This window comes from Paenibacillus aceti, from assembly GCF_003614185.1.
Taxonomy (GTDB): domain Bacteria; phylum Bacillota; class Bacilli; order Paenibacillales; family Paenibacillaceae; genus Fontibacillus; species Fontibacillus aceti.
In genome coordinates, this window is record NZ_KZ987724.1 from 2,553,791 (window position 1) to 2,580,063 (window position 26,273).

14 protein-coding genes and 1 CRISPR repeat array are annotated in these 26,273 nt (G+C 48.8%); of the genes, 2 read left to right on the forward strand and 12 right to left on the reverse strand.

The genetic code is table 11. The features are described 5' to 3' along the window. Nucleotides 1–1,232: M13-type metalloendopeptidase (locus tag BFJ94_RS11485; protein ID WP_162944410.1), on the forward strand; the 1,232-nt coding region annotated here is incomplete at its 5' end. A gap of 1,205 nt (nt 1,233–2,437) precedes the next feature. Beyond that, nucleotides 2,438–7,774: direct repeats of the CRISPR family, unit length 32 nt; unit sequence CTTTCAATCCACGCATCCACATAGGATGCGAC. A gap of 252 nt (nt 7,775–8,026) precedes the next feature. On the opposite strand, the gene BFJ94_RS11490 is transcribed toward BFJ94_RS11485, so the two are convergent. The 3 genes from BFJ94_RS11490 to BFJ94_RS11500 form a co-directional block, all read right to left on the reverse strand. Further along, the gene (locus tag BFJ94_RS11490) at nt 8,027–10,684 is read right to left on the reverse strand and encodes a DUF5704 domain-containing protein (protein ID WP_229716784.1); all 2,658 of its coding nucleotides are present in this window, start codon (nt 10,682–10,684) and stop codon (nt 8,027–8,029) included. 623 nt (nt 10,685–11,307) lie between these two features. Beyond that, nucleotides 11,308–12,537, reverse strand: a complete 1,230-nt coding sequence (locus tag BFJ94_RS11495) for an S-layer homology domain-containing protein (protein ID WP_162944243.1) — start codon at nt 12,535–12,537, stop codon at nt 11,308–11,310. Nucleotides 12,538–12,686: 149 nt separating this feature from the next. Next, the gene (locus tag BFJ94_RS11500; RefSeq protein ID WP_120462800.1) at nt 12,687–14,717 is read right to left on the reverse strand and encodes a beta-galactosidase; all 2,031 of its coding nucleotides are present in this window, start codon (nt 14,715–14,717) and stop codon (nt 12,687–12,689) included. A gap of 126 nt (nt 14,718–14,843) precedes the next feature. Here BFJ94_RS11500 and BFJ94_RS11505 point away from each other — a divergent pair, with 126 nt between their 5' ends. Then, complete coding sequence (locus BFJ94_RS11505; RefSeq protein ID WP_240431906.1) at nt 14,844–15,710, forward strand: AraC family transcriptional regulator; 867 nt, start codon at nt 14,844–14,846, stop codon at nt 15,708–15,710. A gap of 168 nt (nt 15,711–15,878) precedes the next feature. Here the strand turns inward: BFJ94_RS11505 and BFJ94_RS11510 are convergent, their stop codons facing one another. The 9 genes from BFJ94_RS11510 to aceA form a co-directional block, all read right to left on the reverse strand. Beyond that, nucleotides 15,879–16,442: a TetR/AcrR family transcriptional regulator gene (locus BFJ94_RS11510; protein ID WP_120465201.1), complete on the reverse strand. Its 564-nt coding sequence runs from the start codon at nt 16,440–16,442 to the stop codon at nt 15,879–15,881. Nucleotides 16,443–16,515: 73 nt separating this feature from the next. Beyond that, nucleotides 16,516–18,189: a long-chain fatty acid--CoA ligase gene (locus tag BFJ94_RS11515; RefSeq protein WP_120462801.1), complete on the reverse strand. Its 1,674-nt coding sequence runs from the start codon at nt 18,187–18,189 to the stop codon at nt 16,516–16,518. Nucleotides 18,190–18,246: 57 nt separating this feature from the next. Beyond that, on the reverse strand, nt 18,247–19,332 hold the full coding sequence (locus BFJ94_RS11520) for a phosphotransferase family protein (RefSeq protein ID WP_120462802.1): 1,086 nt from the start codon (nt 19,330–19,332) through the stop codon (nt 18,247–18,249). Between the two features lie 83 nt (nt 19,333–19,415). After that, nucleotides 19,416–20,192, reverse strand: a complete 777-nt coding sequence (locus BFJ94_RS11525) for an SDR family oxidoreductase (RefSeq protein WP_120462803.1) — start codon at nt 20,190–20,192, stop codon at nt 19,416–19,418. An 83-nt stretch (nt 20,193–20,275) separates the two neighbouring features. Next, nucleotides 20,276–21,490 carry an acyl-CoA dehydrogenase family protein gene (locus BFJ94_RS11530; RefSeq protein ID WP_120462804.1) on the reverse strand — a complete coding sequence of 405 codons (1,215 nt, stop codon included), beginning with the start codon at nt 21,488–21,490 and terminating at the stop codon, nt 20,276–20,278. Nucleotides 21,491–21,657: 167 nt separating this feature from the next. Then, nucleotides 21,658–22,983, reverse strand: coding sequence for a DRTGG domain-containing protein (locus BFJ94_RS11535; protein ID WP_120462805.1), 1,326 nt, complete (start codon nt 22,981–22,983; stop codon nt 21,658–21,660). Nucleotides 22,984–23,112: 129 nt separating this feature from the next. Further along, nucleotides 23,113–23,295: a hypothetical protein gene (locus BFJ94_RS11540; RefSeq protein ID WP_120462806.1), complete on the reverse strand. Its 183-nt coding sequence runs from the start codon at nt 23,293–23,295 to the stop codon at nt 23,113–23,115. Nucleotides 23,296–23,309: 14 nt separating this feature from the next. After that, complete coding sequence (gene aceB / locus BFJ94_RS11545) at nt 23,310–24,926, reverse strand: malate synthase A (protein WP_120462807.1); 1,617 nt, start codon at nt 24,924–24,926, stop codon at nt 23,310–23,312. A gap of 47 nt (nt 24,927–24,973) precedes the next feature. After that, on the reverse strand, nt 24,974–26,257 hold the full coding sequence (aceA, locus tag BFJ94_RS11550; RefSeq protein ID WP_120462808.1) for an isocitrate lyase: 1,284 nt from the start codon (nt 26,255–26,257) through the stop codon (nt 24,974–24,976). Between the last annotated feature and the right edge of the window lie 16 nt (nt 26,258–26,273).

A 26,273-nucleotide genomic window follows, 5' to 3' on the forward strand; every position in this document is an offset into this window, starting at 1 on the left:
AGTCCTTCGATATGGCAAAAATGATGAAAGAGCTTCATGTCGACAAAGCGGATAAAGTGATTGTGACGGATGTCGGGTTAGTAAAAAAATCAGCTGAACTGCTGACTGATGAAAATATCGATACCCTCAAAACTTATACGAAAGCCCTATTGTTAATGTCTGTGGGCGGCTTGCTCTCTGAAGATTTCAGTAAAGCCGGACAGGAATTCCAAGCGGAAATGTTCGGAGTTGAAGGTGAAAAGACAAATGAAGAGATCGCACTGATGACGACGAAAGCCATCATGAGCGACTATCTCAGCCAGGAGTTCGCTGAGCGCTACTTCACGAAGGAAGCCAAAGCAGACGTCGAGCAAATGGTTAAAGAATTCATTGAGGTTTATAAGGAACGGATTAAGAACCTGGACTGGATGTCCGAGGCAACCAAAGCCAAAGCCATTAAAAAGCTGGATAAAATGACGATCAAGATCGGCTATCCGGATCAATGGAATGATCCACTCAGCAAGGTTACTATTAAATCTTACGAGGATGGCGGGTCATTATTTGATAATATCATTGCCATCGTCAAAGCCAATAAGGCCAATTCAGTGGCTTCATTAGGCAAACCTGTTGATAAGAACAGCTGGATGATGAGTGTATATGACGTAAATGCTTACTATAATCCGCTGAATAACGAAATCGTATTCCCGGCAGGAATTTTGCAGGCTCCATTCTATGATCTCAATGCGAAGCATGAGACGAATTTGGGAGCCATCGGTATGGTCATTGCGCATGAGATCAGCCATGCTTTCGATAATCTAGGCTCCGCCTATGATGAGAACGGAAATGCAGTAGATTGGTGGACTCCAGAAGACTATAAGAAATTCCAGGAAAAATGCGAGCAAGTCATCGCTTACTACGACGGAGTCGAAGTCATTCCAGGCGTATACAATAACGGCAAACTGACCGTAAGTGAGAACATCGCCGATCTTGGCGGTATGGCGGCTTCGCTGCAAGTATTGTCCAAAACGAAAAATCCAGATTACAAAGCCTACTTTGAAGGCTATGCAACCATCTGGCGCACCACAATGAACAAAGAAATCGCGGCGTACATGTCAACCGTTGACACCCATTCCGCGAACAAGGTACGTGTCAACCGCACCGTCTCGAGCTTCCCAGAATTCTACAAAGCCTACGAAGTAACCGAGAAAGACGCCATGTACGTCGCCCCGGAAGACCGCGTAAGCATCTGGTAATCCTGCACGGACTTAACCTAAACGAAACAGTATTTGTAAATACAAAGCTGGCGTCGATATATTTACTGACGCCAGCTTTGTTATGTTTCGGCTTCTCAATATGGAGGGTACGATTACCGCACTTTCGGCGCACTATTAGCGCGCTTATTGCACACTATTAGCCACTTTCCACATATTTCAAAAACAGCTGCTAAAATGCAACTATTCTCGGAGATTCCCCCTGAAATCAGGAAATAACTGCGCATATACAACTATTCCCTGATTTAAGCCCCAACCGAAGCTAATTTCATCCAAATAGTTGTAGAAAAGCAGTTATATCTACTAGGGAGAGCATAATGCACCAATATAGTTGTATATTTGCACTTATGATCTGCACCACGGTACCAATTGGATGATACTGGAGCGCTATCGCAATAATGTTGCGTGATGTCAATAAAGTAACTTGCCGATTGGGCGGCCTGACCAAGCGAGGCTCTTCCCCGCTAACGTGACCTCTAACTGCATAAAGCACAGCTAAAATATCACATATCCGCTCCAGCCTCACCTTAATTGCAAAAAGTACACTTAGAATAGCAATTTTCCTAACTAAATCAAGAATCGGCTATTTTAAGTGTACAAAATACACTTGCAAGACGAGATTCCCAGTAATCCTGCAAAATAAATGTACCAACTACAACTAGACTAGGATAGAAACTTCCGACATTTGCACATTTATCCCTTCAACCACGCATCCGCGTAGGATGCGACGGGAGAGCATAATGCACCAATATAGTTGTATATTTGCACTTATGATCTGCACCACGGTACCAATTGGATGATACTGGAGCGCTATCGCAATAATGTTGCGTGATGTCAATAAAGTAACTTGCCGATTGGGCGGCCTGACCAAGCGAGGCTCTTCCCCGCTGACGTGACCTCTAACTGCATAAAGCACAGCTAAAATATCACATATCCGCTCCAGCCTCACCTTAATTGCAAAAAGTACACTTAGAATAGCAATTTTCCTAACTAAATCAAGAATCGGCTATTTTAAGTGTACAAAATACACTTGCAAGACGAGAATCCCAGTAATCCTGCAAAATAAATGTACCAACTACAACTAGACTAGGATAGAAACTTCCGACATTTGCACATTTATCCCTTCAACCACGCATCCGCGTAGGATGCGACTCTTAATACGCAATTATCGACAGCAATCGACAATACTTTCAATCCACGCATCCACATAGAACGCGACGATAGCCGACGCCATGGAGTCCGTGGAGATGCAAATCTTTCAATCCACGCATCCACATAGAATGCGACACTGGTGAAGGCGTCCTTAAACAAGTCGAGCGAGCTTTCAATCCACGCATCCACATAGAATGCGACGGGGCGAGGGGCTATTGTTTATCTTGACCCTGGACTTTCAATCCACGCATCCACATAGGATGCGACTTGAGCGGCAAGCTGCAGTTGAGGAGGAACGTCTGCTTTCAATCCACGCATCCACATAGGATGCGACTGCGGAAGGACTTGCGAAGTATAGCGGCGTTTCAACCTTTCAATCCACGCATCCACATAGGATGCGACTGCTAATTTACCATTATCATCAACAAACTTTAGGCTTTCAATCCACGCATCCACATAGGATGCGACGGTCCTCCAAACATATTCCCACTTCCTTTAGGTCAGCTTTCAATCCACGCATCCACATAGGATGCGACGGGAAACGTGGAAAGAGACTGTTCGGCGCGCAACGCTTTCAATCCACGCATCCACATAGGATGCGACCGGCGCGACGCGAACAAAGGACGACGTCTCTGCCGCGCTTTCAATCCACGCATCCACATAGGATGCGACGAGGGAAACGAGCTATTCGAGGGCATGTATTTTATCTTTCAATCCACGCATCCACATAGGATGCGACGAGAGTTGTACCGCGTGAAGTTGCATTTGCTCCAAATCTTTCAATCCACGCATCCACATAGGATGCGACGACGATCTTAAGAGGATGTCTTATTTTCAACTTCAACTTTCAATCCACGCATCCACATAGGATGCGACTTCGATACGTTCGATATTGCGGACGCAGGTGGATGGCTTTCAATCCACGCATCCACATAGGATGCGACCCTGGCTTAGTCGGCATTCGGCGCCGCTGCACAGACTTTCAATCCACGCATCCACATAGGATGCGACGGTTTAAAGAACATTAACAAATTCGTGATGTGCGATCTTTCAATCCACGCATCCACATAGGATGCGACAATTTCGTCATGGATGCTTGTATTACGGCTAAACTTTCAATCCACGCATCCACATAGGATGCGACCTTCTCTTAACGCAATCGCTTTGCCGATTTCTGCGTCTTTCAATCCACGCATCCACATAGGATGCGACTGAATCACTACGTTTGTCACAACGTAAGACAGTACTTCTTTCAATCCACGCATCCACATAGGATGCGACAAGCTTACAGGGATGTACGGACAGAAAGCTATCACTTTCAATCCACGCATCCACATAGGATGCGACTCGATGGTTTTGGTTTCGGTGCACCTCGGCTTCGTCACTTTCAATCCACGCATCCACATAGGATGCGACGCGTTTAATTTTTTCCTTATCTTCATCATTTATTGCTTTCAATCCACGCATCCACATAGGATGCGACGAGGTTGTAAAGACCATGCGTTTATATGATCTGACGCTTTCAATCCACGCATCCACATAGGATGCGACTTTCATTTTTCACCACTTGTTTTAATACGCCTGAAGCTTTCAATCCACGCATCCACATAGGATGCGACTAATACTGGATATGACTTTTTATCTGATCTCGTTCTTTCAATCCACGCATCCACATAGGATGCGACCACATTGCAGAATACCAATCACTTTCAGATGGGTTCCTTTCAATCCACGCATCCACATAGGATGCGACAGGATGTCGCTAGACTATAAATCTTAGTTTTCTGATCTTTCAATCCACGCATCCACATAGGATGCGACAATCGAATTTCTTGCTACAAAGGCGCACTCTAAAGCTTTCAATCCACGCATCCACATAGGATGCGACGTGTTGGAGTGACGTAAATTATGATGACTGTACACTCTTTCAATCCACGCATCCACATAGGATGCGACAATCGATTTTCTAGAAAGTGCAACTGTATCCGGAAACTTTCAATCCACGCATCCACATAGGATGCGACGGTATAGATTAGTTCGTTATTGCCTGTATTAAGGTCCTTTCAATCCACGCATCCACATAGGATGCGACCATTCCATTCTATCGCTTGCCTAAATATGCTCGCTACTTTCAATCCACGCATCCACATAGGATGCGACGCGGAGGTGTTAATTTGGGATGTATACCTCGTCCTTTCAATCCACGCATCCACATAGGATGCGACTATTTTTAAGCGGGGTATTTTTTAGATATTCTTCTCTTTCAATCCACGCATCCACATAGGATGCGACACATGGTAATACCCATTTTCAAACATTGGGGATTCCTTTCAATCCACGCATCCACATAGGATGCGACGGCTGATCGTCCCCCAAGCCGCTGTTGCTACTGCCTTGCAATCCACGCATCCACATAGGATGCGACGGCTGATCGTCCCCCAAGCCGCTGTTGCTACTGCCTTGCAATCCACGCATCCACATAGGATGCGACGGCTGATCGTCCCCCAAGCCGCTGTTGCTACTGCCTTGCAATCCACGCATCCACATAGGATGCGACGGCTGATCGTCCCCCAATCCGCTGTTGCTACTGCCTTTCAATCCACGCATCCACATAGGATGCGACTAACAGGGGAGGAAAACGGTGTGTATGGCTAAAAAAACTTTCAATCCACGCATCCACATAGGATGCGACACTAATTCGACAAGAGAACCCAAAATCCTATTACTTTCAATCCACGCATCCACATAGGATGCGACGGTGGCTATAAGCACCGAAGACACTGGCGAGGTGCTTACTTTCAATCCACGCATCCACATAGGATGCGACACTAATTCGACAAGAGAACCCAAAATCCTATTACTTTCAATCCACGCATCCACATAGGATGCGACGGTGGCTATAAGCACCGAAGACACTGGCGAGGTGCTTACTTTCAATCCACGCATCCACATAGGATGCGACGTGTTACATGTCGATCACATAAAGCCTGTAGCTCTTTCAATCCACGCATCCACATAGGATGCGACGGCCCGACAGTATTTCCTTGACCTCGAGCGTAAATGCTTTCAATCCACGCATCCACATAGGATGCGACGCAACGGAAGCGCAGTTTACTCAAATGAGTAAGGCTTTCAATCCACGCATCCACATAGGATGCGACGTGGGTTTTATTCCTTTGACTCGTCTTTCTTTATACTTTCAATCCACGCATCCACATAGGATGCGACCGGAGTCGATGCTCCGCCGGATGCCGTTGTAGATTCTTTCAATCCACGCATCCACATAGGATGCGACAGGTTATGCTTCGTGGCGGCGGCATGGAACCGGATCTTTCAATCCACGCATCCACATAGGATGCGACTGTTGAGGTTTCGAATGGTTCGGTTGCGGATTTCTTTCAATCCACGCATCCACATAGGATGCGACACAGGGGGTGAGGATAGGAAATGTCCGATAACATTCTTTCAATCCACGCATCCACATAGGATGCGACGATGCACTTGTTACTGCTTTGAAAAAACAATATCTTTCAATCCACGCATCCACATAGGATGCGACTTGCTGCTTTGATCGCTGCGGGCGTTGCATTGTACATCTTTCAATCCACGCATCCACATAGGATGCGACAACAATCTTACCTGGACAGACCCAGCAACCGGAACTTTCAATCCACGCATCCACATAGGATGCGACGCGATACGAACGATTTAAGCAAAATTGCCAGCATCTTTCAATCCACGCATCCACATAGGATGCGACCAATCTGCCGTTCAGGTCCTCACCAATAGCGTAGATCTTTCAATCCACGCATCCACATAGGATGCGACGCCTCGTTTAAAATCGAATCCGCTTTTGCGTTTGACTTTCAATCCACGCATCCACATAGGATGCGACAAGCAAGGCGTACAAACAAAGCCTGATATGACAAAACTTTCAATCCACGCATCCACATAGGATGCGACGGGCCTATGGACAGAGTGTCAAGAATCAGATCGTCCTTTCAATCCACGCATCCACATAGGATGCGACTCGCAAATCGGATAAACAATGTCTGTGATCAAATCCTTTCAATCCACGCATCCACATAGGATGCGACAGCTGGCTGTTTATATGTGCCGAACTCCTCAAAGTCTTTCAATCCACGCATCCACATAGGATGCGACTACATTGTTAGTTTGTATCTTTTGCTTGAGCAACGCTTTCAATCCACGCATCCACATAGGATGCGACCCTATCATTCTGTTTACTAGTCACAGCTTTTATAGCCTTTCAATCCACGCATCCACATAGGATGCGACAAAATTCCTGGGTCTGCTTTTGACCCCTAGGCATAGCTTTCAATCCACGCATCCACATAGGATGCGACATTTAGTAATTAATACAGGTGAGGATGCTATCAAGCTTTCAATCCACGCATCCACATAGGATGCGACCACCCAAACCGCGCACGGATCGCGCAGCTGCTCCAGCTTTCAATCCACGCATCCACATAGGATGCGACGCGGTTCGGAAAACATTTAATAGGGTTGGATATGGCTTTCAATCCACGCATCCACATAGGATGCGACGAGTAATGTTTCTAAGACGGATCGGGACCGTTACAGACTTTCAATCCACGCATCCACATAGGATGCGACAAGAAACCACGCCTTAGTTCGGATGGTGCGCCTTCTGCTTTCAATCCACGCATCCACATAGGATGCGACCGGAATCGATATGTCTCGCGGCGATTATTGCCTTTCAATCCACGCATCCACATAGGATGCGACTGTCCTGTATCACCTCAATTTGTTTTTTTCGTATACCTTTCAATCCACGCATCCACATAGGATGCGACTGCTCAAGAGAGGGCATTCAATAGAGATGGAGGCTTTCAATCCACGCATCCACATAGGATGCGACGCAAAACATCAAAACATAGGCCAGCGTATCCATCTCTTTCAATCCACGCATCCACATAGGATGCGACTAACAAAATGGGCTAAAAAATCTAATGTTCCACGCTTTCAATCCACGCATCCACATAGGATGCGACAGCTCTGCCCGATCTCGACGATCCTGAGACGGTTTGCTTTCAATCCACGCATCCACATAGGATGCGACACCTTTTCGGATCGTCCGGGAAAGCGATATATCGCTTTCAATCCACGCATCCACATAGGATGCGACGGACACTGGTTTCTGAACCAGTTACCTTAACTGGATTCTTTCAATCCACGCATCCACATAGGATGCGACATCATCAGCCAGAAGGGTTGGAGCGTTGTTGTTAACTTTCAATCCACGCATCCACATAGGATGCGACAGCCTTAGCTGCATTGGCAAGTCCTGTTACTAATCTTTCAATCCACGCATCCACATAGGATGCGACTCCGAATTTAAGGTGTGAAGACCTCAAAATCGGTACTTTCTTACTAAAATCAAAAAAGTATCACCTGAAAATATTGAATTAAATTCCAATTATGGATAAATCGCAAGATATTTCAGGTGCGAATCCCCCAGGGATTTTATGTTCACTTGAGGTTCGCACCAAATTATATTGTTGTAGACTATTAAATTTCGACTAATAATATTATATTCAACTCTCCAGGTCAATTTTCCTTTATTCTACTATAATCATATGTCAATGTGTCACCATCGATTGAAAATCATCCCGGCTCGATTGATCCGCATGGTAGAATACCACATCTCCGTCCAGCAATGTAAAATCACGACCATACGGGTCTGTAACCTTGCGTTGGAAACCCTCCATCTGCTGCCATTGGTTCATCAGCGGGGCATGGATATACTGCAAGTGTGGCTTGCCCATCTGCCCTTCACGGATTGTCTCAATATTAAAATTAACAACAATATACCCGTCCTTCAGAAAAACAGGCGATTTATCGGTTAATCCCTGATGGGTGCGTCCATATTCGGCGATATTCGTTCCCGCCTCTACTGCAAATAGCTCAGCAGGCAAGCTGTATTCCCCATACCAGCGCTGAATGGAAGCCAATGCCCGCGTGGGGTCGGCGCCTACCGGTATACTGGACTTCGGTCCAATCAAAGTACGAACATTGGCCGGAAGTTGGAGTAGACTAAGACGACCAACTGGTGTTTTTCGCTTCGTCATTTTCTCCTTATAATACTGGACATATTGAGCCCTACCAATATTCGCGATCTGCCCAAACGTATACTCATGATCATACTTGTAGAGCGCTGTATCCGTCAGTTCCTCATCAGGCACATTCCGCAATCGTTCGTTCAGGATCACGTAGCGCTGCACCTGATCCAGTGGCGAGCCGATCTTCACATAGCTTTGACGCCCTGTATGATAGTACAGATCCACTAGGCTGCGCTTACCATCCTTTGCACTTATGAAGTAGAAGGTCGGTGTAATCCTGATGTGATCCTGTACGCCGTGCATATTTCCCTTTGTCTTCAAATCGAACTTAAAATGATAGCCCGGTTTGATAACCACATTTTTATAGACAGGATGGCTCCCTGGACGAATCGGTAGCGTATATTTCTCTATATTACCCCGAGGCGCTCCGTCTATGCCGTTCCTGCCAACCCAGTAGGATATCCCTGTCTGATTCGCGCTCCCCTTCTCGGTGCGGAACACCAACTCCCAATTATAATCCATGATATCTGTAACCTGAAAATCATACACCCGACCGATCACATCGACCGGAAAAGTAGCATACGCCATATGGTGCACAAGATTCAAGTTAGCCTTTGTCTGATGAGTGGCCCCGACAGGAGCATTATGGGCAATCGTTCGAAACTCCACATCATAGAAGCCCTCATCTACCCACACCGGTAGATAGAAGGTAAAGCTCTCCTGGGACTTCTCAACTTCAATCCAAGTATTCTTGGGATAGAAGCTCGTCCTTGTCTCGTTGTACACGTCAAACGGAAAGCGAATCTGTTTGCTGCCTATGTATTTAAAAAAATTACGATTCCCGTAGCCTAGATAATCGGTATGCTGTCCACTGTGGGGCATCTGTACTGTAAACGGACGCTCCAGTATTATCGCTGAACGATTCAGAGCAGGGTTTGTCTTCTGGTTATGAGATTTATCATCGGAAACTCCCGGATAAATCACGGCCGGTGTATGTACAGTAATCGGGTTAATACCATAAATGCCAAAATTCATCGCCCCTGTCCCTTTGACCTGCTCATAGTAGATCGTGCCTGAGCTCGATTGATTTCCTTTATTGGTTTTGCTCATCGGGACCACATTACCTGATTTATATAACACGTTATCTCCAGTCATTACAGCCGTAGGGATCGGTCTTGGCGCGGGTCCGCTACTTCTCGTGGTTGACCCATTCATTAAAGTTTGATTATAGAAGGTGAAGGTGTCATTCCTGACGTTCACATGCACCGCCGATTCGGCAGCCGCTTGAGGGTTCCCAGTGTGACTCACCCTAATCCCTTCTGGAACCGGACTGGGCTCATATCTACCAGTTTGGGCTGTGGCGTAATAGGGAGCATTATACCCGCTTGGCTGAATCCGAATGCCTCCAGCATCGAACGCATAGTTCCACAGTGCAGCTTCCTTGATCTGATAGATTTCAATATTTTGTATAGTCCAATAGGAATAATCTTTGTCTACGGTAACTGTAACGATTTCCTCCACACCCGGTGTTGGATCTGGATCCTTCGGATCGGGCGGCGGTGGCATGACCGTCACATCTACCTGAAAAGTACATGTCCCAACCATTTGCTGATACTGGTACTTATTAAGATACTCTTTCGTCCACACATTTCCATACAAGCTCTCAGTTGTTGGAATACCGTCAAGGACATTGAACCTTTCATTCCCGCGGCTATCAGCTCTAATAACTGCGCTTGGATTCGGATAGAGATCCTCCCCAGTCATCGACTGACCAGAAACTGGTGTTGAGCAGTAGACACTTCCTCCGTGGCCACCACCGCCACCTCCATCTCCATCGCCCCCACAACCAGGTGCATTCGGATCGACAAGACACGGATTCGGTTCATCCCCAACGGTGATGATGGCTGTGGATTTTAGATGATAAGGTCCTTTTTTCCACTCCGCGCTGATGGTCGTTTTTCCCGGTTTCTTTGCAGTAACTTTGCCTCTAGCATCGATGCTTGCCACACTAGAATCACTAGACTCCCACTTCGTCTCAGAAGCCGTAGATACATTCACCCATTTATCATTCCAGTCGGACATATCATATTCCAAGGTTCTGACCTGGGCGAGCATATTCTTCGTTTCACCGACTTTTAGAGAAGCAGCTTCTAGCACACGAATTTGTTTCTTTTCCACAATATGACCTGTAAAGTTCACATCCATGGGGATCCAATATTCTACGATAAATTTAGGGTTACCATCAGGGCGAGTAGAGTATTTGTACTTATCGGTATATTCCTGTTCGTGACCTGTAAAAACCTTGATATTTGCTGTTTTTTCTCCTTTTTTGAATTCAGGCTTTGCCCCAATTGGTTTATATGATTTAGCTGTTGTCCAATCCATATCTTCTATTCCAAGATCCTTAATATATTGTTTGCGAAATGGATTTCCATTATTGTCTTGCATCGATGCTGGGGCATAAACAGTCATATCTATGATCTCAGAGGTAGGTTGTGTTATAGGCAATGCGTCCCAACCTTTCTTGAAAGTTTCGGTTGAAACTACCACACTCCCAAAATCCGCACTCCATCGAGTTCCATCTGATTGCACCCAAACCACTTTTGGTTTAGCCTCGGCTCGGCCAGTAACTCTTGCTTTCAAAGTTTGCATATAAGATGGACCTGCTGGACTGACTTCAATTCCTGCAGTTGGGTATCCATTATTAAAAGCAGCCTTCGAAAAATGCGGAAAAGTACTTAAAAAAAGTGAAATTATCACAAGACTGCAAATCCACCTTTTCATCATATATATTACTCCATTTACTTTTTAATTTTTATACTAACAAATGAATAATCATCTGTTGTTAATTGATCTCCAATTTTGTTATAATCTAAAAATCGCTCTACCCATAAAGTAACTCCATCGTTTTCATCTAGGTTGTCATGAAAAAATTGTTCACTATTTGTATTTGGCAAAGTAAGATAACCATATTTCCCCACAATATTCTTGTTGCTTACTCTACTTCCACTAACAATTCCATCAATTACACCATTCATGTAGTGGCCGATTCCAAATTTCTTCGATTTAGGATAAATTGTAATTTGAATATAGGCTCTATAGATCCCCTTTTTATCAAGACGCTCAACATAATCACTTCCATCTATAAACATCGGAGCATAAATACTTTTAATTTCTTTAAAATTCTCTGTATCGATCACGATATAATTGTGAAGCTTCAAGCTTCCAGATTTATTGCGAAACGTGTAAGTCTTGTTCACAACATCATTGAAAGAATTGTATCCTGTCGTAAACGGACTAATCGTCTCCATATTCGTCCGCTCGGTGCCGACTTGGCGCAGTTCTTTTAGGCCCAGGAAGTCATCCGCCTTCTTATCGCTCACGGACTCATATCTTAATAATATGGTAGAGGCTTCGGCCCGGGTTGCATGGCTATTAAGGCCAAACGTTCCGTTAGGATAGCCGCTGAGCAGCTTCGTGCCCATGGCCACGGCTACATAGGGAGCCTTCGATTCGGGAATGCCTGGTGTAAAATACTCTCGCACCGGAATGACCGTCGTCTTCGTGTCCTCCAAGGCCTGCTGATAATCGGCATCCACGGCCGCCAGGCCAGAGGTCATCCATTTGGCAATTTCAAAGCGTGTAATCGGGGTGTTCGGTTGGAAACCCTTCGGGTAATCCTTAGGATCGATAAAGCCCATGACTACCGCTCGATTTACCTCCGCTTCACTCCAATGACCAGATAGATCGGCAAAGACTTGTTCCGTGCTTTCGGCAGCATTCATCTTAGAGAGCCGTGCTAATGTCGCAGCAAATTCAGCCCGGGTCAGAGTAGCATTCGGTTTAAATGTACCGTCGGAATAGCCCTTGAAATACCCCTTACTCGCCGCGGACTCAATCGCTTTTTGGGCCCAATGGTCTGCCTTCACATCCTTAAAACCACCATTCGCCCCAGCTGATACAGGCATAGCCATACAGATAGCCCCTAATCCAATCGCTCCACCTAAAAGAACACTTAACCACTTTTTCACTAGCAATCACCCTCCCGGTATTTTTTCATAGAAACGGTAATTTCCAAGCTTTATATAGACAAAAAAACACACCCCTATTATCGCGTTAACAATAGTAGAAGTGTGCTTCACTAGTTCCAGTATATAACATTTATGTCATATCGTAAAGATTATTGCTCCAAAATCATCACTCCACGGCCCGGCACAGAAATTTTACCCGTCACCGTCTTGCCAGTCAACAAATCTACCGCTCCCGCTAAACCAAGATCTACCTCAGCCTCTTGTGCGTTATGGTTCAGCAAGAACAAGTAAGGGACACCATCCTTAACACGACGCGTTGTTTCCACGCCTGCTGGTGCATTTAGCAGCGGCTTTACGCCCTTCTCAGCACATAAGTTAGCCAGGAAGCCTTCCAGGAAGGAAGCGTCAGGGCTGCTGGCTACATAGTACGCTTTTCCTTTTCCATAGTTATTGACCGTTAGGACCGGCATCCCTTGGTAGAAATCCGAACCATATTCCGCCAAAACTTCGGCACCCTCTGAATGGATCAAATCACAGAGCAGGCCGCAGTTATATTCGCCATCCAGTTCTCCCCAAGCCTTCTTCAACACAATCTGGTTGTGCTGATCCGGGAACAGGGCGTCGATCTCCTCTGCCCAAATCCCAAGCAGTGAACGAAGCTCACCCGGGTATCCACCCAGCGTCACCAGATCATTCTCATTGACGATCCCGCTAAAGAAAGTCGTTACAAACGTGCCTCCAGAGGCGACATAATCCTCAACCTTCTTCGCAAAGCCCGGCTTCACCATGTACATGACCGGAGCGATGACGATATCATACTGGCTCAGATCCTCATGAACGCCTGCCATATCCACTTCAATATTTTTGTTAAAAAGAGCATCATAATACTTATGAACTTCCTTCACATAATCGAGAGCCACAGTCGGCCCACTCGACATCCCGACAGCCCACCGATTCTCCCAATCGAACAGGATAGCCACTTTGGCCTCGGCCCGTGCGTCGAGCAGCTTATCAGACAAGCCTTGTAGTTCCTGCCCCAGCTCGGCACATTCGCGGAAGACGCGGGTATGCTCATGACCGACATGCTCGATCACAGCCCCATGGTACTTCTCACAGGCCCCTATAGAGCGGCGCAACTGGAAGAACAAAACGGTATCCGCACCATGCGCAACAGCCTGATAGCTCCACAGCCGCATAACACCCGGACGCTTCAGCGAGTTATAGGCTTGCCAGTTCTGCTGGCTCGGCGTCTGCTCCATGAGCATGAATGGCTGCCCGCTCTTCAAGCTGCGCATGAGATCATGCGTCATCGCCGTATAACTGATTGGCGTATCAAGTGCAGGATAGTTGTCCCATGAGACGACATCGACATATGGAGCCCATTTATAATAATCCAATTCGTCGTACAAGCCCATCATATTCGTCGTCACTGGCACATCCGGCGTATGCTTCTTGATCGCTTCATACTCCCATTTATAGGCTTCCAGCAAGCTATCCGATTGGAACCGACGATAATCCAGAGAAATCCCTTGGAAATTCGTACACTTGACGTTCCAATACCATTCCTCACTCAATTCATTAGGAGGGACGATCTCATCCCAATCATAGAAGGTATGCCCCCAGAAGCGAGTATTCCAGACCCGGTTCACTTCCTCGATAGTTCCATAGCGCTCCTTAAGCCAAACGCGGAAGGCCTTCGCACAATTATCGCAATAGCAATAGCCGCCGTATTCATTAGAGACATGCCAAATCAAAAGACCCGGATGATCTTTATAGCGCTCGGCCAGCTTCTCGGCCAGAAGAGTCGAATATTTACGATAAGTAGGTGAATTCGGACAGGAGTTATGACGTCCCCCGAATTTGTGTTTTCTACCCTGTACATCGACCCGCGTCACATCTGGATATTTCTTGGCCATCCATGCCGGATGAGCGGCAGTACCTGTCGCCAGACAAGCATAGACTCCATTCTCATACAAGCGATCCATCGTTGCATCCAGCGCAGAGAAGTCATAGGTTACCTCGTCTGGCTGAATCATCGCCCAAGAGAAAACATTGATCGTCGCCACATCGATCCCAGCGAGCTTGAACATGCGATCGTCTTCCTTCCAGGTTTCAGAATCCCATTGTTCAGGGTTGTAATCCCCGCCGTACCATATCTTTGGAAGTTTGTGATTGATCATTGCAAGCACATCCTTTTATTCAATAGTATAATTATATTTCAATTGTAACCCCATCACTTTCCGCTTTATATATAATATAATTGAAACCATATATAATAATATGGAACTGGAGGAGAAAACAGACCCATGGATGGAACTATGGACAGATCTATGAAAACAACGGATACCTCGGCATGGCAGCGCTTTGTATTCTCCCCATCCGGGAACACGCAGCTTCCGCTCCTGATCGAGAGCCTTGGGTTCAATCCGGATCAGGAGAAGATCGACCGGCCCCAAGGATACCCCTGCTATCATTGGCTGCAGACGGAGGCGGGTGAAGGCATCATGTCCTACGGGCATGACAAATTCACACTGACTCGGGGCAGCGGCGTATTACTTCCGCCCGGCATGCCTCATGCTTATGAATCGGCTAAAGACCATAGATGGACGACCTTCTTCTTAACATTTGGAGGGGAAGCGGCTGGTTCAATCCTGTCTGCCTTCGGCATTCGGGATGCTCATTTTTTCCGCTGGGAATTGGACTCGCCGATCGCTTACTTCCTGGGAGAAATGATTGAGAGCTTCGGGACAGGCCCCGATTTATTCGGTCTTGAAGCGTCGGTTAACGCTTATCGCTTCCTCGGTCTGCTCGGCAGATTCGGACAAGTCAGCAATCCATCCGTATCGCGCAATATGGAGAAGCTCGCTCCGCTGCTCAGGTGGATGGAAGTCCATTATGACAATGCTGATATTGGGCTCGACGATTTGGCCGGGGTGCTGGAAGTGTCGGGCCGACATCTTAGCAAGCTTTTTCAAAATACATTCGACCTCTCCCCTTATGCCTATTTAGTACAAATGCGAATCCATAAAGCTAAAGAGAAACTGGCCGCCGACTCCATACAGACGGTTGCCGCCATCGCTCAACAAACCGGCTTCCGCGATACGAGCCATTTCATAGCCACCTTCCGTAAACATACTGGCATGACGCCGCAGCAATTTCGCAGACTGCACTAACGCCTCCCCTATCGAGTAGGAGGGGGCGGCAAGCTCCCGACACCTCTCGCAACATTTCGTACCAAATAGAGGTTTAAACGTGTTATATACTCCTCCAGGAACTACAAGAAAAAGAGCCGCCAGAAGGTCTACTCCTTCCTGTGGCTCTACTCTACTTTTGTCACTTATCTATAGCTTAAGTCCATTTAGGAACATCTCCGTATAGACAGCCGCCACCTCGGTATCGGACTTCGATCCGTCAGGCTTGAACCAGGTGTAGCACCAATTGCAGGCCCCGAGAATGCTGAATGCCACCATTTCAGCCGGCAGATCATCCCGAAATTCACCACTCTCCATTCCCTGCTCGATGATAGACTGTACATTTAACCGGAACTGGTCCCGCTTCTTTTTGATCAAGTCGAGACTGTCCCCCGTAATATGAAGAAGTTCGCGGAAAAAGATACGCGCGCTGCTTCCCCGATCTTCAATGGCCTGGATGGTCATGAGGATGACCTCTGACAACTTATCCTTCCAGGTTCGATCCGGCTGCTCGATGATGCGCTGCTGTTCCTCCAGCATGTAATCAATATAATTCAGTTGAATCTGCGTCAGTAGTTCTTCCTTGCTCGAGAAGTAATAATAGAAGGTTCCCTTAGTTACGCCCAGCGTATTGACAATGTCCTGGATCGAGGCCTCACTGAACCCTTTCGATTCAAAAAGCCTGATGCTATGCTTCATAATCTTCTCTTTCATGGACGGCTCCAAGTATAATCCCCCCTATTACCGAAAATGCCTCGCTTTAGTTAGAGTGCCTTTCCCAACTCCTCTAGTCTTCCAGGCTCGCTTTGTTCCTGGCCTCTTCCTGAAGCTTGCGCCATAATATTTTACCGCTTCCGGTTACCGGAAGCGAAGCGACAAATTCGACCTGGCGCGGATATTTATAGGCTGCCATATGCTGCTGTGCCCAGCGGATAATATCGTCCGCCTCCACCGTGCCGCGCTTGTCTTCCTGCAGAACGACGTAAGCTTTGACTTCTTCTCCTTTTTTCTTGTCAGGCACCCCGATCACGCAGGCTTCCTTAATCGCAGGATGCTTATACAAAATCGACTCCACTTCGGACGGCCACACTTTGAATCCGGAAGCGTTAATCATCCGTTTCACCCGATCGACGATAAAGAAGTAACCTTCCTCGTCACAGTAGCCGATATCTCCAGTGCGGAAGAGCAGTTTTCCATCTATCTTAACAAAGGCATTTTTCGTCTCGGTCGGGTTGTTCCAGTAGCCTTGAAATAATTGGGGGCCAGTGAGCATGATTTCCCCTTCTTCGCAGGGACTCTTCTCTTCCAGCGTGATCGGGTCAATAATACGTGCATCTACATCAAAGGACGGAACACCGAGACATTGCGGCTTCGGGCGGTCAAGCGGGTTGAAATGGGTTTGTGCCATCGTCTCAGACAAACCGTAGCCTTCCACGAACCTGAGTCCGGTAACCTGATAAAGCTTCTCGCCGACCGCCTCTGGCAATCCGGCGCCGCCTCCGGTCAGGACGATAAGTGAACTCAGATCGTATTGCGCAAGCTGGGGATTGGAGAGAAAATCAATAATCATCGTACTGATTCCCGTCCAGTGTGTACATTTGTGAGTTTCTATGAAATGAGCCGCTGTACGGCGATCCCACCGAGTCATCATGACGATGGTGGCTCCCATATAAATTGGCGCGTGCATGCCGTGGATCATACCGGTTACATGAAATAAGGGAAGTGTGCCTAGCACGATCGACTCTGGTGTCACCTCTCCCCAAAATGCCGCCGAAATCACATTCGCCTGCACCGATTTATGGGTATGCATGCAGCCCTTGGGTTCTCCTGTTGTCCCGGATGTATAAGGAAGCACCGCGAGATCGCTTCCTGCCATCTCCGGAGAGGGCTGCACATCGATCGCCATCTGCATCGCTTCCATCCATGGGATGACTTGAGGGGAAGCCACTTCCAGCCGTGGAGCCTTGACGAAGTCCGGGGCATCCACGCTTGGATTGACGCAATAGTCGGCATAAGCAGCGAGAATAATGCGTTCAAGACAGCTCGCTGCCAGCAGCGGCTCGATGCGCGGATACAGCTCCTGGCTGACCAGCCCCGTCTTGATGCTGCCGTCTTTAATATAGAAAGATAGCTCATCCGTGAGATTCATCGGATTGATCGGAACAACGATCCCGCCACACAGCAAAATCGCATAGTAGGAAATGATGAATTGAGGACTGTTCTGCATATAGATGAGCACGCGGTCGCCTTTAGTAACGCCCAGATGCATTAAATAAGCGGCCATGCGGTTCACTTCATTATTTAATGCTCGATAGGTAATTACCTGATCATAATAAATGATCGCCGTCCGATCCGGGTAGCGGCGGGCGCTTACTTGCAAATTGTCACATAGCGTCGTGTCCGGTACCGCAAGTGTAACCGGCATACGTGCAGGCCAAAACGCAAAATGGGAACATGTCACACAAATCTCCCCCTCAAGGAAATGGATGTCAAAGGATTAAAAAAGCACGGTCAGTGCTTAGAACTGCCCCCGTTTCGTCTGCCGCCAAGCATGGGTAATTAGCGCCCGGACGGTATCATCGAAGCGGGCAAACCGCTCATCATTCGTCTGTCCTTTTTTATAACGATAAAAAATCTGCTGACATATCACGGCAAGCTTGAAATAAGCAAACGTCAAATAATACGAAATGCCGGACACATCACGTCCACTCCTAGTCGCGTAAGCTTGCAGGAATTCTTCCCTCGTTATGAAGCCCGGATTCACCGTCAATGGCGAATGCCCCAGCCCGCTTAGTAGCTCCGGCGGATCTTCCGGTTCGAACCAATAGCTCAGCGCCGCGCCAACATCGGCCAGCGGATCGCCGACCGTTGCCATCTCCCAGTCGAACACGCCGATAATCTCGCTTGGGTGGCTGCGGGAGAACATCACATTGTTCAGCTTGAAATCATAATGTATGACGGTCGGGTTCGGCGAGACAGGCAGCTTATCGATCAGCCACCTCTGAAGGCTCTGCGCTTCTGGAATCTCCTCCGTCTTAGCCCGTTCATAACGTTCTACCCAGCCTTGGACCTGACGACGCATAAAACCCTCCGGTTGGCTGATCGCCTGCAGCTGTGCCTCTTCATAAGGCACTTCATGAAGCTGGGCGAGTGTCGACACCATCATTCCGGAAATCTCCTTGCATAGCGCGGGCGTATAATCCACCTGCGGAGGAAAATCCCGGTCTAGGGTGATTCCTTGCCGTCTTTCCATCACAAAAAACGGGCTGCCGATAACCGAAGATTCTCCGCAGTACAAATATGGACGTGGTGCAAGTGGAAATAATGGATGGAGCTGCTTCAGAAGCGTGAACTCGCGCTCCATATTATGCGCCTTCAGCGCCACTGGGCCGAGAGGTGGCCGGCGGAGGACCGCTTCCCACTCCCCAGCGCGAATCAAGTAGGTCAAGTTGGAATGTCCCGCCCCGAACTGCTCAACCTCCATCGAGTCGCCGCTGGGAAGGTCGAGATGTTCGCGTAGATATGCGTCAAGCGTGATCAAATCCAGTTCTTCACCCCTTCGTACAGGGATCGTATCCTTCGGAACTGCTTTTTGCTCAGACATCGTTTGAATAAGCCCCCTTTTCCATACAAAATCCTATTTTGATCCCGACATAATATCTCCTTCATCAGTTTTGTCCGCAGGCGCTAGGACGCTGACATGCCTCCATCCACAGGCAGAATCGCCCCAGTGATATAATCAGAAGCGGCCGAGGCCAAAAATACGGCACTTCCCTTAAGATCGCTGTCTGAGCCGAGTCGCCCAAGTGGAATCCGGCGGAGAATCTGTTCCTCCCCATGCAAGATGACATCCCGGGTCATTTTGGACGGGAAAAATCCTGGTGCAATCGCATTGACGTAAATATGATGCTCGCCCCATTTGGCGGCCAGATCCTTCGTCAACGCAATGATCGCTCCTTTACTCGTGTTGTAGCCGATGGCATCCAGGATTTGCGGATCGGTTCCGCTCAGTCCCGCTACGGAAGCGATATTGATGATTTTCCCGCCGCCCTGCTCGATCATGATCCGACCGACCGCTTGTGACATCAGGAAGGTACCCGTCACGTTAATATCCATGACTTTGTTCCAGGCTTCGAGCGGCATCGTGGCAGCTGGTTCCCCCCAGGAAGCCCCGCTGTTATTGACCAAAATGTCGATGCGACCATAAATTTCTGCCGTTTTCTCAACAACCTGTCGTACATCATCCGGATCTCTGACATCGCAGACAAACGCATGACAGGTTGCGCCCGTACTCTGTTCGAGGAAAGCAGCCGTCTCGCGGCATGTTTCCACTTTCCTCGAACATAGGACCAGATTGGCCCCTGATTCGGCCAGACCTTGGGCAATTTGTGCCCCAAGCCCGCGTCCGCCGCCGGTGACGATGGCCGTCTTTCCCGTCAGGTCCAATAGTTGCCTAACATTCATCCCTATATCTCCCTTCCCAATGGCATATAATTCAATTCATTCATTTCATACAGTGCATTGCATAATCCAGTACGGAATCGCTTTCATTTCTCACCATATTTGCGAAGCTCCAGCTTGGCGATGGCAGCCTGATGTACTTCATCCGGGCCATCCGCCAGGCGCAATGTTCTCGCATTGGCCCAATGCGAGGCAAGGGGGAAGTCTTCGCACACGCCTGCGGCGCCAAAAGCTTGAATGGCCCGATCCAGCACCCGCAGCGCCATGTTGGGCGCGATGACCTTAATCATCGCGATCTCCGCCTTGGCGGCTTTGTTTCCCACTGTGTCCATCATATAGGCCGCCTTCAGCGTCAGCAGACGCGCTTGTTCAATTTCAATTCGGGACGTGGCGATCCAGTCCTGAACAGCCCCCTGCTCGGCAAGCGTCTTGCCGAATGCCCTACGCTGAGTCACCCGTCTGCACAATTGCTCAAGCGCCCGCTCCGCCGCACCGATCAGGCGCATACAATGATGAATACGCCCCGGGCCGAGCCGACCTTGCGCAATGGCGAAGCCTTTGCCTGCTTCCCACAGGATGGAGTCCGCCGCTGGCACGCGAACGTGATCATATTCAATTTCGGCATGACCATGCGGTGCATGATCGTAGCCGAACACGGGAAGCATGCGATGAACTCGAACGCCGGACGCATCGAACGGAATCAGAATCATGGACTGTTGCTCATAGCGCGGCGCGTTCGGATCTGTCTTGCCCATCACAATCGCCAGCTTGCAGCGCGGATCTCCTGCCCCCGAAGACCACCATTTGCGTCCGGTTACAATATAATCGTCTCCCTCGCGCTTGATCGTAGCCTCGATATTCGTCGCATCCGAAGACGCGACATCAGGCTCCGTCATCGAGAAGCATGAACGGATATTCCCCTCAAGCAGTGGCAGGAGCCATTTATCTTTCTGCTCTCGCGTCCCATACCGGACAAGCACCTCCATATTGCCCGTATCCGGTGCCGAGCAATTAAACACCTCCGGAGCGATCAGTGATCGTCCCATAATCTCGCACAGCGGTGCATACTCGAGATTCGTCAGACCCGCTCCGTACTCCCTCTCCGGCAAAAACAGATTCCAAAGCCCAGCCCGCTTGGCCTGCTGCTTCATTTCCTCCATAACCGCCGGTACCGTCCATCTACTGTCGGCCTGCTGAAGCTGTTCTTCATACAACTTCTCATTTGGATATACTATTTCCTCCATAAACTCCAGCAACGAACGCTGCCGCGACTTCACTTTTTCCGAATAATCAAAATGCACTGAGATTCCTCCTTCAACCGGAACATACTGACCGGATAGTATGTCGACATGTTACATACTTACTAAGTCAAAACGCGAAATATTCCATGCGTTAGGAGGACTAAATAGAAAAAGCGCCTCCTGATCGGAGACGCTAGGGATAAAGAAAACGAGCTAGATCTATTTAGTTAATCCAAAAATCGGGCGGTCACCATGGCCTTTATGACCCGATGCCCTTGTACGAACATTTCCACTTCGATTCTGCAGAACCTGCGGCTTAGCTCGATAACCGTCGGGATCATTTCCACGATATTCTCGATTTCGATCGGCGTCAAATAATAAACAGAGGTGTGGTCAATAAGCAGGTCCTTTTTCTTATGCTGCTTAATGGTTCTGGTCACGGCAAGAGTGATCATACTCCCCAGAATGCCCTCGGAAATATATCCCATCTGATTGATCATCGAGGTATGGACAGGTCCCCGGAAATAAAGCCTTCCATCGTCGTCCCGAACCTCCTCGAACGCCGACCAGATCTGATCTTCTAGCGTCTCTCCCTGCTGAGGCTGAGAGTGAACCGATTGCATCGCTTTTAATATATCCTTGCGGCTAATCACACCGATCAGTTTTTCCTTCCCGTCGACGACCGGAATTAGCTCAATACCTTCCCATACCATCATATGTCCCGCCGTAGCAATTGAAGTATGAGGCATGACCGTAATCGGATTGGAGCTCATTAAGTGCTTGATCGAATCATCGTCAGAAGCGCCGATAATATCTTTGGCGATAATCATGCCGACCGGCTTGTTCGCATCATCCACCACGGGAAAGCGGTTGTGATTGGTCTCCTCAATCAGCTGTTTCAAATGCCCAACCGTACTGGACTCGTGAATCGAGGTAAGCGGCATGTCCTGCCGAATGATATCTCCAACCAAGATAATCTGCTTCTTGATCATCCGTTCGGATAAAGCACGGTTCAGGAGCGCCGCCACTGTATAAGTGTCGTATTGGCAGCTGATGACCGGAAGCGCAAGCTCGTCCGCCAGCTCGCGAACCTCTGCCGGAGTATCGAAGCCTCCCGTGATCAGCACCGCTGCACCCAAGGTCAGGGCGCTGTGATGGGCTTTGTTCCGGTTCCCGACAATCAGCAAATTGCCCGGTTCAATGTAGCGGATCATCGCTTCGAGCTGCATGGCCCCGATCACGAACTTGTTCAGCGTCTTGTCAAGACCCTTATGACCGCCCAGCACTTCTCCGTCCACCAGGCTTCGTATTTCTTCAAAGGTCAGTTTGTCGATATGCTGCGGTTCCTTCTTCTCGATTCGTACGGTCCCCAACCGCCCTCTGGTATTAACAATGCCCCGGCCTTCCGCTTCCTTGATGGCGCGGTAAGCTGTTCCCTCGCTTACGTTTAAGGCCTGTGCGATTTTGCGCACAGAAATGCGTGTCCCAATATCAAGCTCTTCGATGTATTGAATGATTTGTTCGTGCTTTGTTGTCATTTCATTAGAATTCATAGGCTATCCCCTCTGTTATATAGCGGAATATATCTATTATATAGCATGGGGAAAATATTGAAACTATAGACCAGGGACCCGTTCGCGGATGAACGGGTCCCCTTGGAATTATGTCTCGCAAGTTATTCCTCAATCATTGCGGTAGAAATAATAATTGTTAATGAAATAATGCGACAGTGGCAAGGAGGATTGCTGAACTTCCTCACTACTCGAATCATATTTCGAATCCAAGAGCTCGGGAGTCAGCGGATAAAACGCAGTACCCTCCATCATCTCGTCTTTTGCAGCGTTGTTGACCTTGTTCATCGCCATTTGCTTCAACCTCCTTAGGAAAAATGAGTGCTTTCGGATAAATGCAGATAACCTGGCCCGGTTAAAAACGACTCAAACGTATCGGCCACCGTCATATTGCGAAACAAAGAGGCCGCCAGCGCGAACCGGGAACGGGAGTCTTGCCCTTCAACGCTGTGAAGACGGAGATTCTCCAGCTCTTCCTGAAAGATTCGATCGAAGAGCTTGATCGTAACCCGACGCCCATCATCCAGCACGCCGCGCGGATGATGAATCCACTGCCAGAGCTGAGCTCTCGAAATTTCAGCGGTCGCGACATCCTCCATTAAGTGATTAATCGGCACCGCCCCCATACCTTGAAGCCAGGCCGCCAAATATTGAATGCCGACCGACACATTCAATCTCACACCTTCCTCGGTAATGGACCCCTGAGGAACCTCCAGCAAATCTGCCGCCGTGATTTCACGCTCCGGCAGCTTCTCGAGCTGGTTCGGTCCCGGCATATGGGCATCAAACACCTCCATCGCGATCGGCACGAGACCGGGATGCGCTACCCATGTGCCGTCATGACCGTTCTGCGCTTCCCGCAGTTTATCCTTCCGTACCTTCTCCAGCGCCGCTTCATTAGCCGCCGGATTGTTTTTAATCGGAATCTGGGCCGCCATCCCCCCAATGCAGTAGGCTTGACGCCGATGACAGGTCTGAATGGCCAGCAGCGAATACGCCGTCATAAATGGCGACTCCATCGTCACGATGGCCCTGTCGGGCAATATGACATCCGGCTTGCTCCGAAGTTTCTTGATATAACTGAAGATATAATCCCAACGCCCGCAGTTCAAACCAGCCGCGTGATCACGTAGCTCGAACAGAATCTCATCCATCTCGAACGCAGCCAGGATCGTCTCGATTAAGACGGTAGCTTTGATCGTGCCGCAGGGAATCCCCAATTCCTCCTGCGCGAATGCGAACACCTCATTCCACAACCTTGCTTCAAGATGGCTTTCCATTTTCGGCAGATAGAAGTAAGGACCACTGCCTTGCCGAATCAACGCCTCCGCATTGTGGAAAAAGTACAGGCCGAAATCGAATAGCGATGCTGAGACCGGCTCCCCGTCGATCAACAGATGCTTCTCTTCCATATGCCAGCCCCGCGGCCGCACGATGAGCACAGCAGGATTATCATTCAATTCATAGGTTTTGCCTGCTTCGTTAACGAACTGAATCGTGCGGTTGACCGCATCCCGCAGATTGACCTGACCTTCCAGCGTATTGGACCAGGTTGGTGAATTGGCGTCTTCGAAATCCGCCATAAATACTTTGGCACCCGAATTTAGCGCATTGATAACCATTTTTCGATCCCCGGAAGGGCCTGTAATTTCCACCCTGCGATCCTGCAAATCAGCCGGAATGGAACCCACCGTCCAATTCCCTTCCCGGACATGTGCCGTCTCTGCCAAGAAATCCGGCCACTCGCCCGCGTCCAGTCTTTGCTGTCGTTCATCCCTCATTTGGAGTAGTTCCTTGCGCCGTTTCCCGAACCGCCTTTCCAACGCTGTCACGAAGTCCAGTGCTTTAGTCGTTAAAATAGTGCGATGCGCATCGGAACTGAAATCCCCCTTCAATTCACGGTTTGACTGGCTCACACGGTTCATAGATGAACCCCCCTTTTTTTAAATGGCTGAAATGTTACGTATGATTATTAGCGGGAAAATTGCTCCTGCTCTGTCGACCCTGTCAACGCTGTCGTGCTGGACAGACCACCGGCAACAATCTGAGTCACTTCGTCAAAATAACTGGTGCCCACTTCCCGTTGGTGGCGGACCGCCTCGTATCCTTCCGCCTCGCTGGCGAATTCCGCTTGCTGCAGCTCGGCATATGCTTCCATCCCCCGCTCCTTGTACCCTTTCGCCAGACTGAACATACTGTGGTTCAATGCGTGGAAACCGGCCAAAGTGACGAATTGGAACTTATAACCCATGGCGCCGAGCTTTTGTTGGAAGTTGGCAATCTCCTTGTCGCCCAGTTTTAGCTTCCAGTTAAAGGAGGGCGAACAGTTATACGCAAGCAATTTACCGGGATAACGGGCGTGAATAGCTTGTGCGAATCGTTCTGCTTCCTCCAGATTCGGTTCGGCTGTCTCGCACCAGACCATGTCGGCATAAGGGGCATACGCCAACCCCCGCGAAATCGCTTGATCAAGCCCCGTCTTTACATAATAGAAACCCTCTGACGAGCGTTTTCCAGTCAGGAAAGGCCGATCATTGTCGTCGATGTCACTGGTGAGAAGCTGCGCCGCATTCGCATCCGTTCGGGCTATCAGAACTGTATCCACTCCCATCACGTCCGCCGCTAGCCTCGCAGCGATCAGATGGCGAATGGCCTGCCCCGTTGGCAGCAGCACCTTGCCACCCATATGGCCGCATTTCTTCTCGGAGGCAAGCTGATCCTCCAGATGGACGGCCGCCGCCCCCGCCTCGATCATGGACTTGACGAGCTCGAATACATTTAGCGGCCCTCCGAAGCCTGCCTCGGCATCTGCGATGATGGGCGCGAAGAAATCGATGTCATTTTTCCCCTCGGAATGCTGAATATGATCGGCTCGCTGCAGCGCCTGATTAATTCTCTTCACCACATGGGGAACGCTGTTCGCCGGATAGAGACTCTGATCGGGATACATCTGTCCGGACAAGTTGGCGTCCGCTGCTACCTGCCATCCGCTAAGATAAATGGCCTTCAGTCCCGCTTTGACCTGCTGAACGGCTTGATTGCCTGTCAAGGCCCCCAGCGCGTGGATATAATCTTCCGAATGAAGCAGCTCCCATAATTTAGCGGAACCACGCTGGGCCAGCGTATATTCGATTTTCAATGATCCCCTTAGTCTCAGCATGTCATCCGGTAAATAAGGACGCTGAATCCCCTCATAACGGCTTCCAGACCAGTGCTCCTTCATTTGCTCGTTTTCCGTTCTTCCTGTACCGCTCATCATCTAACCTCCCTTT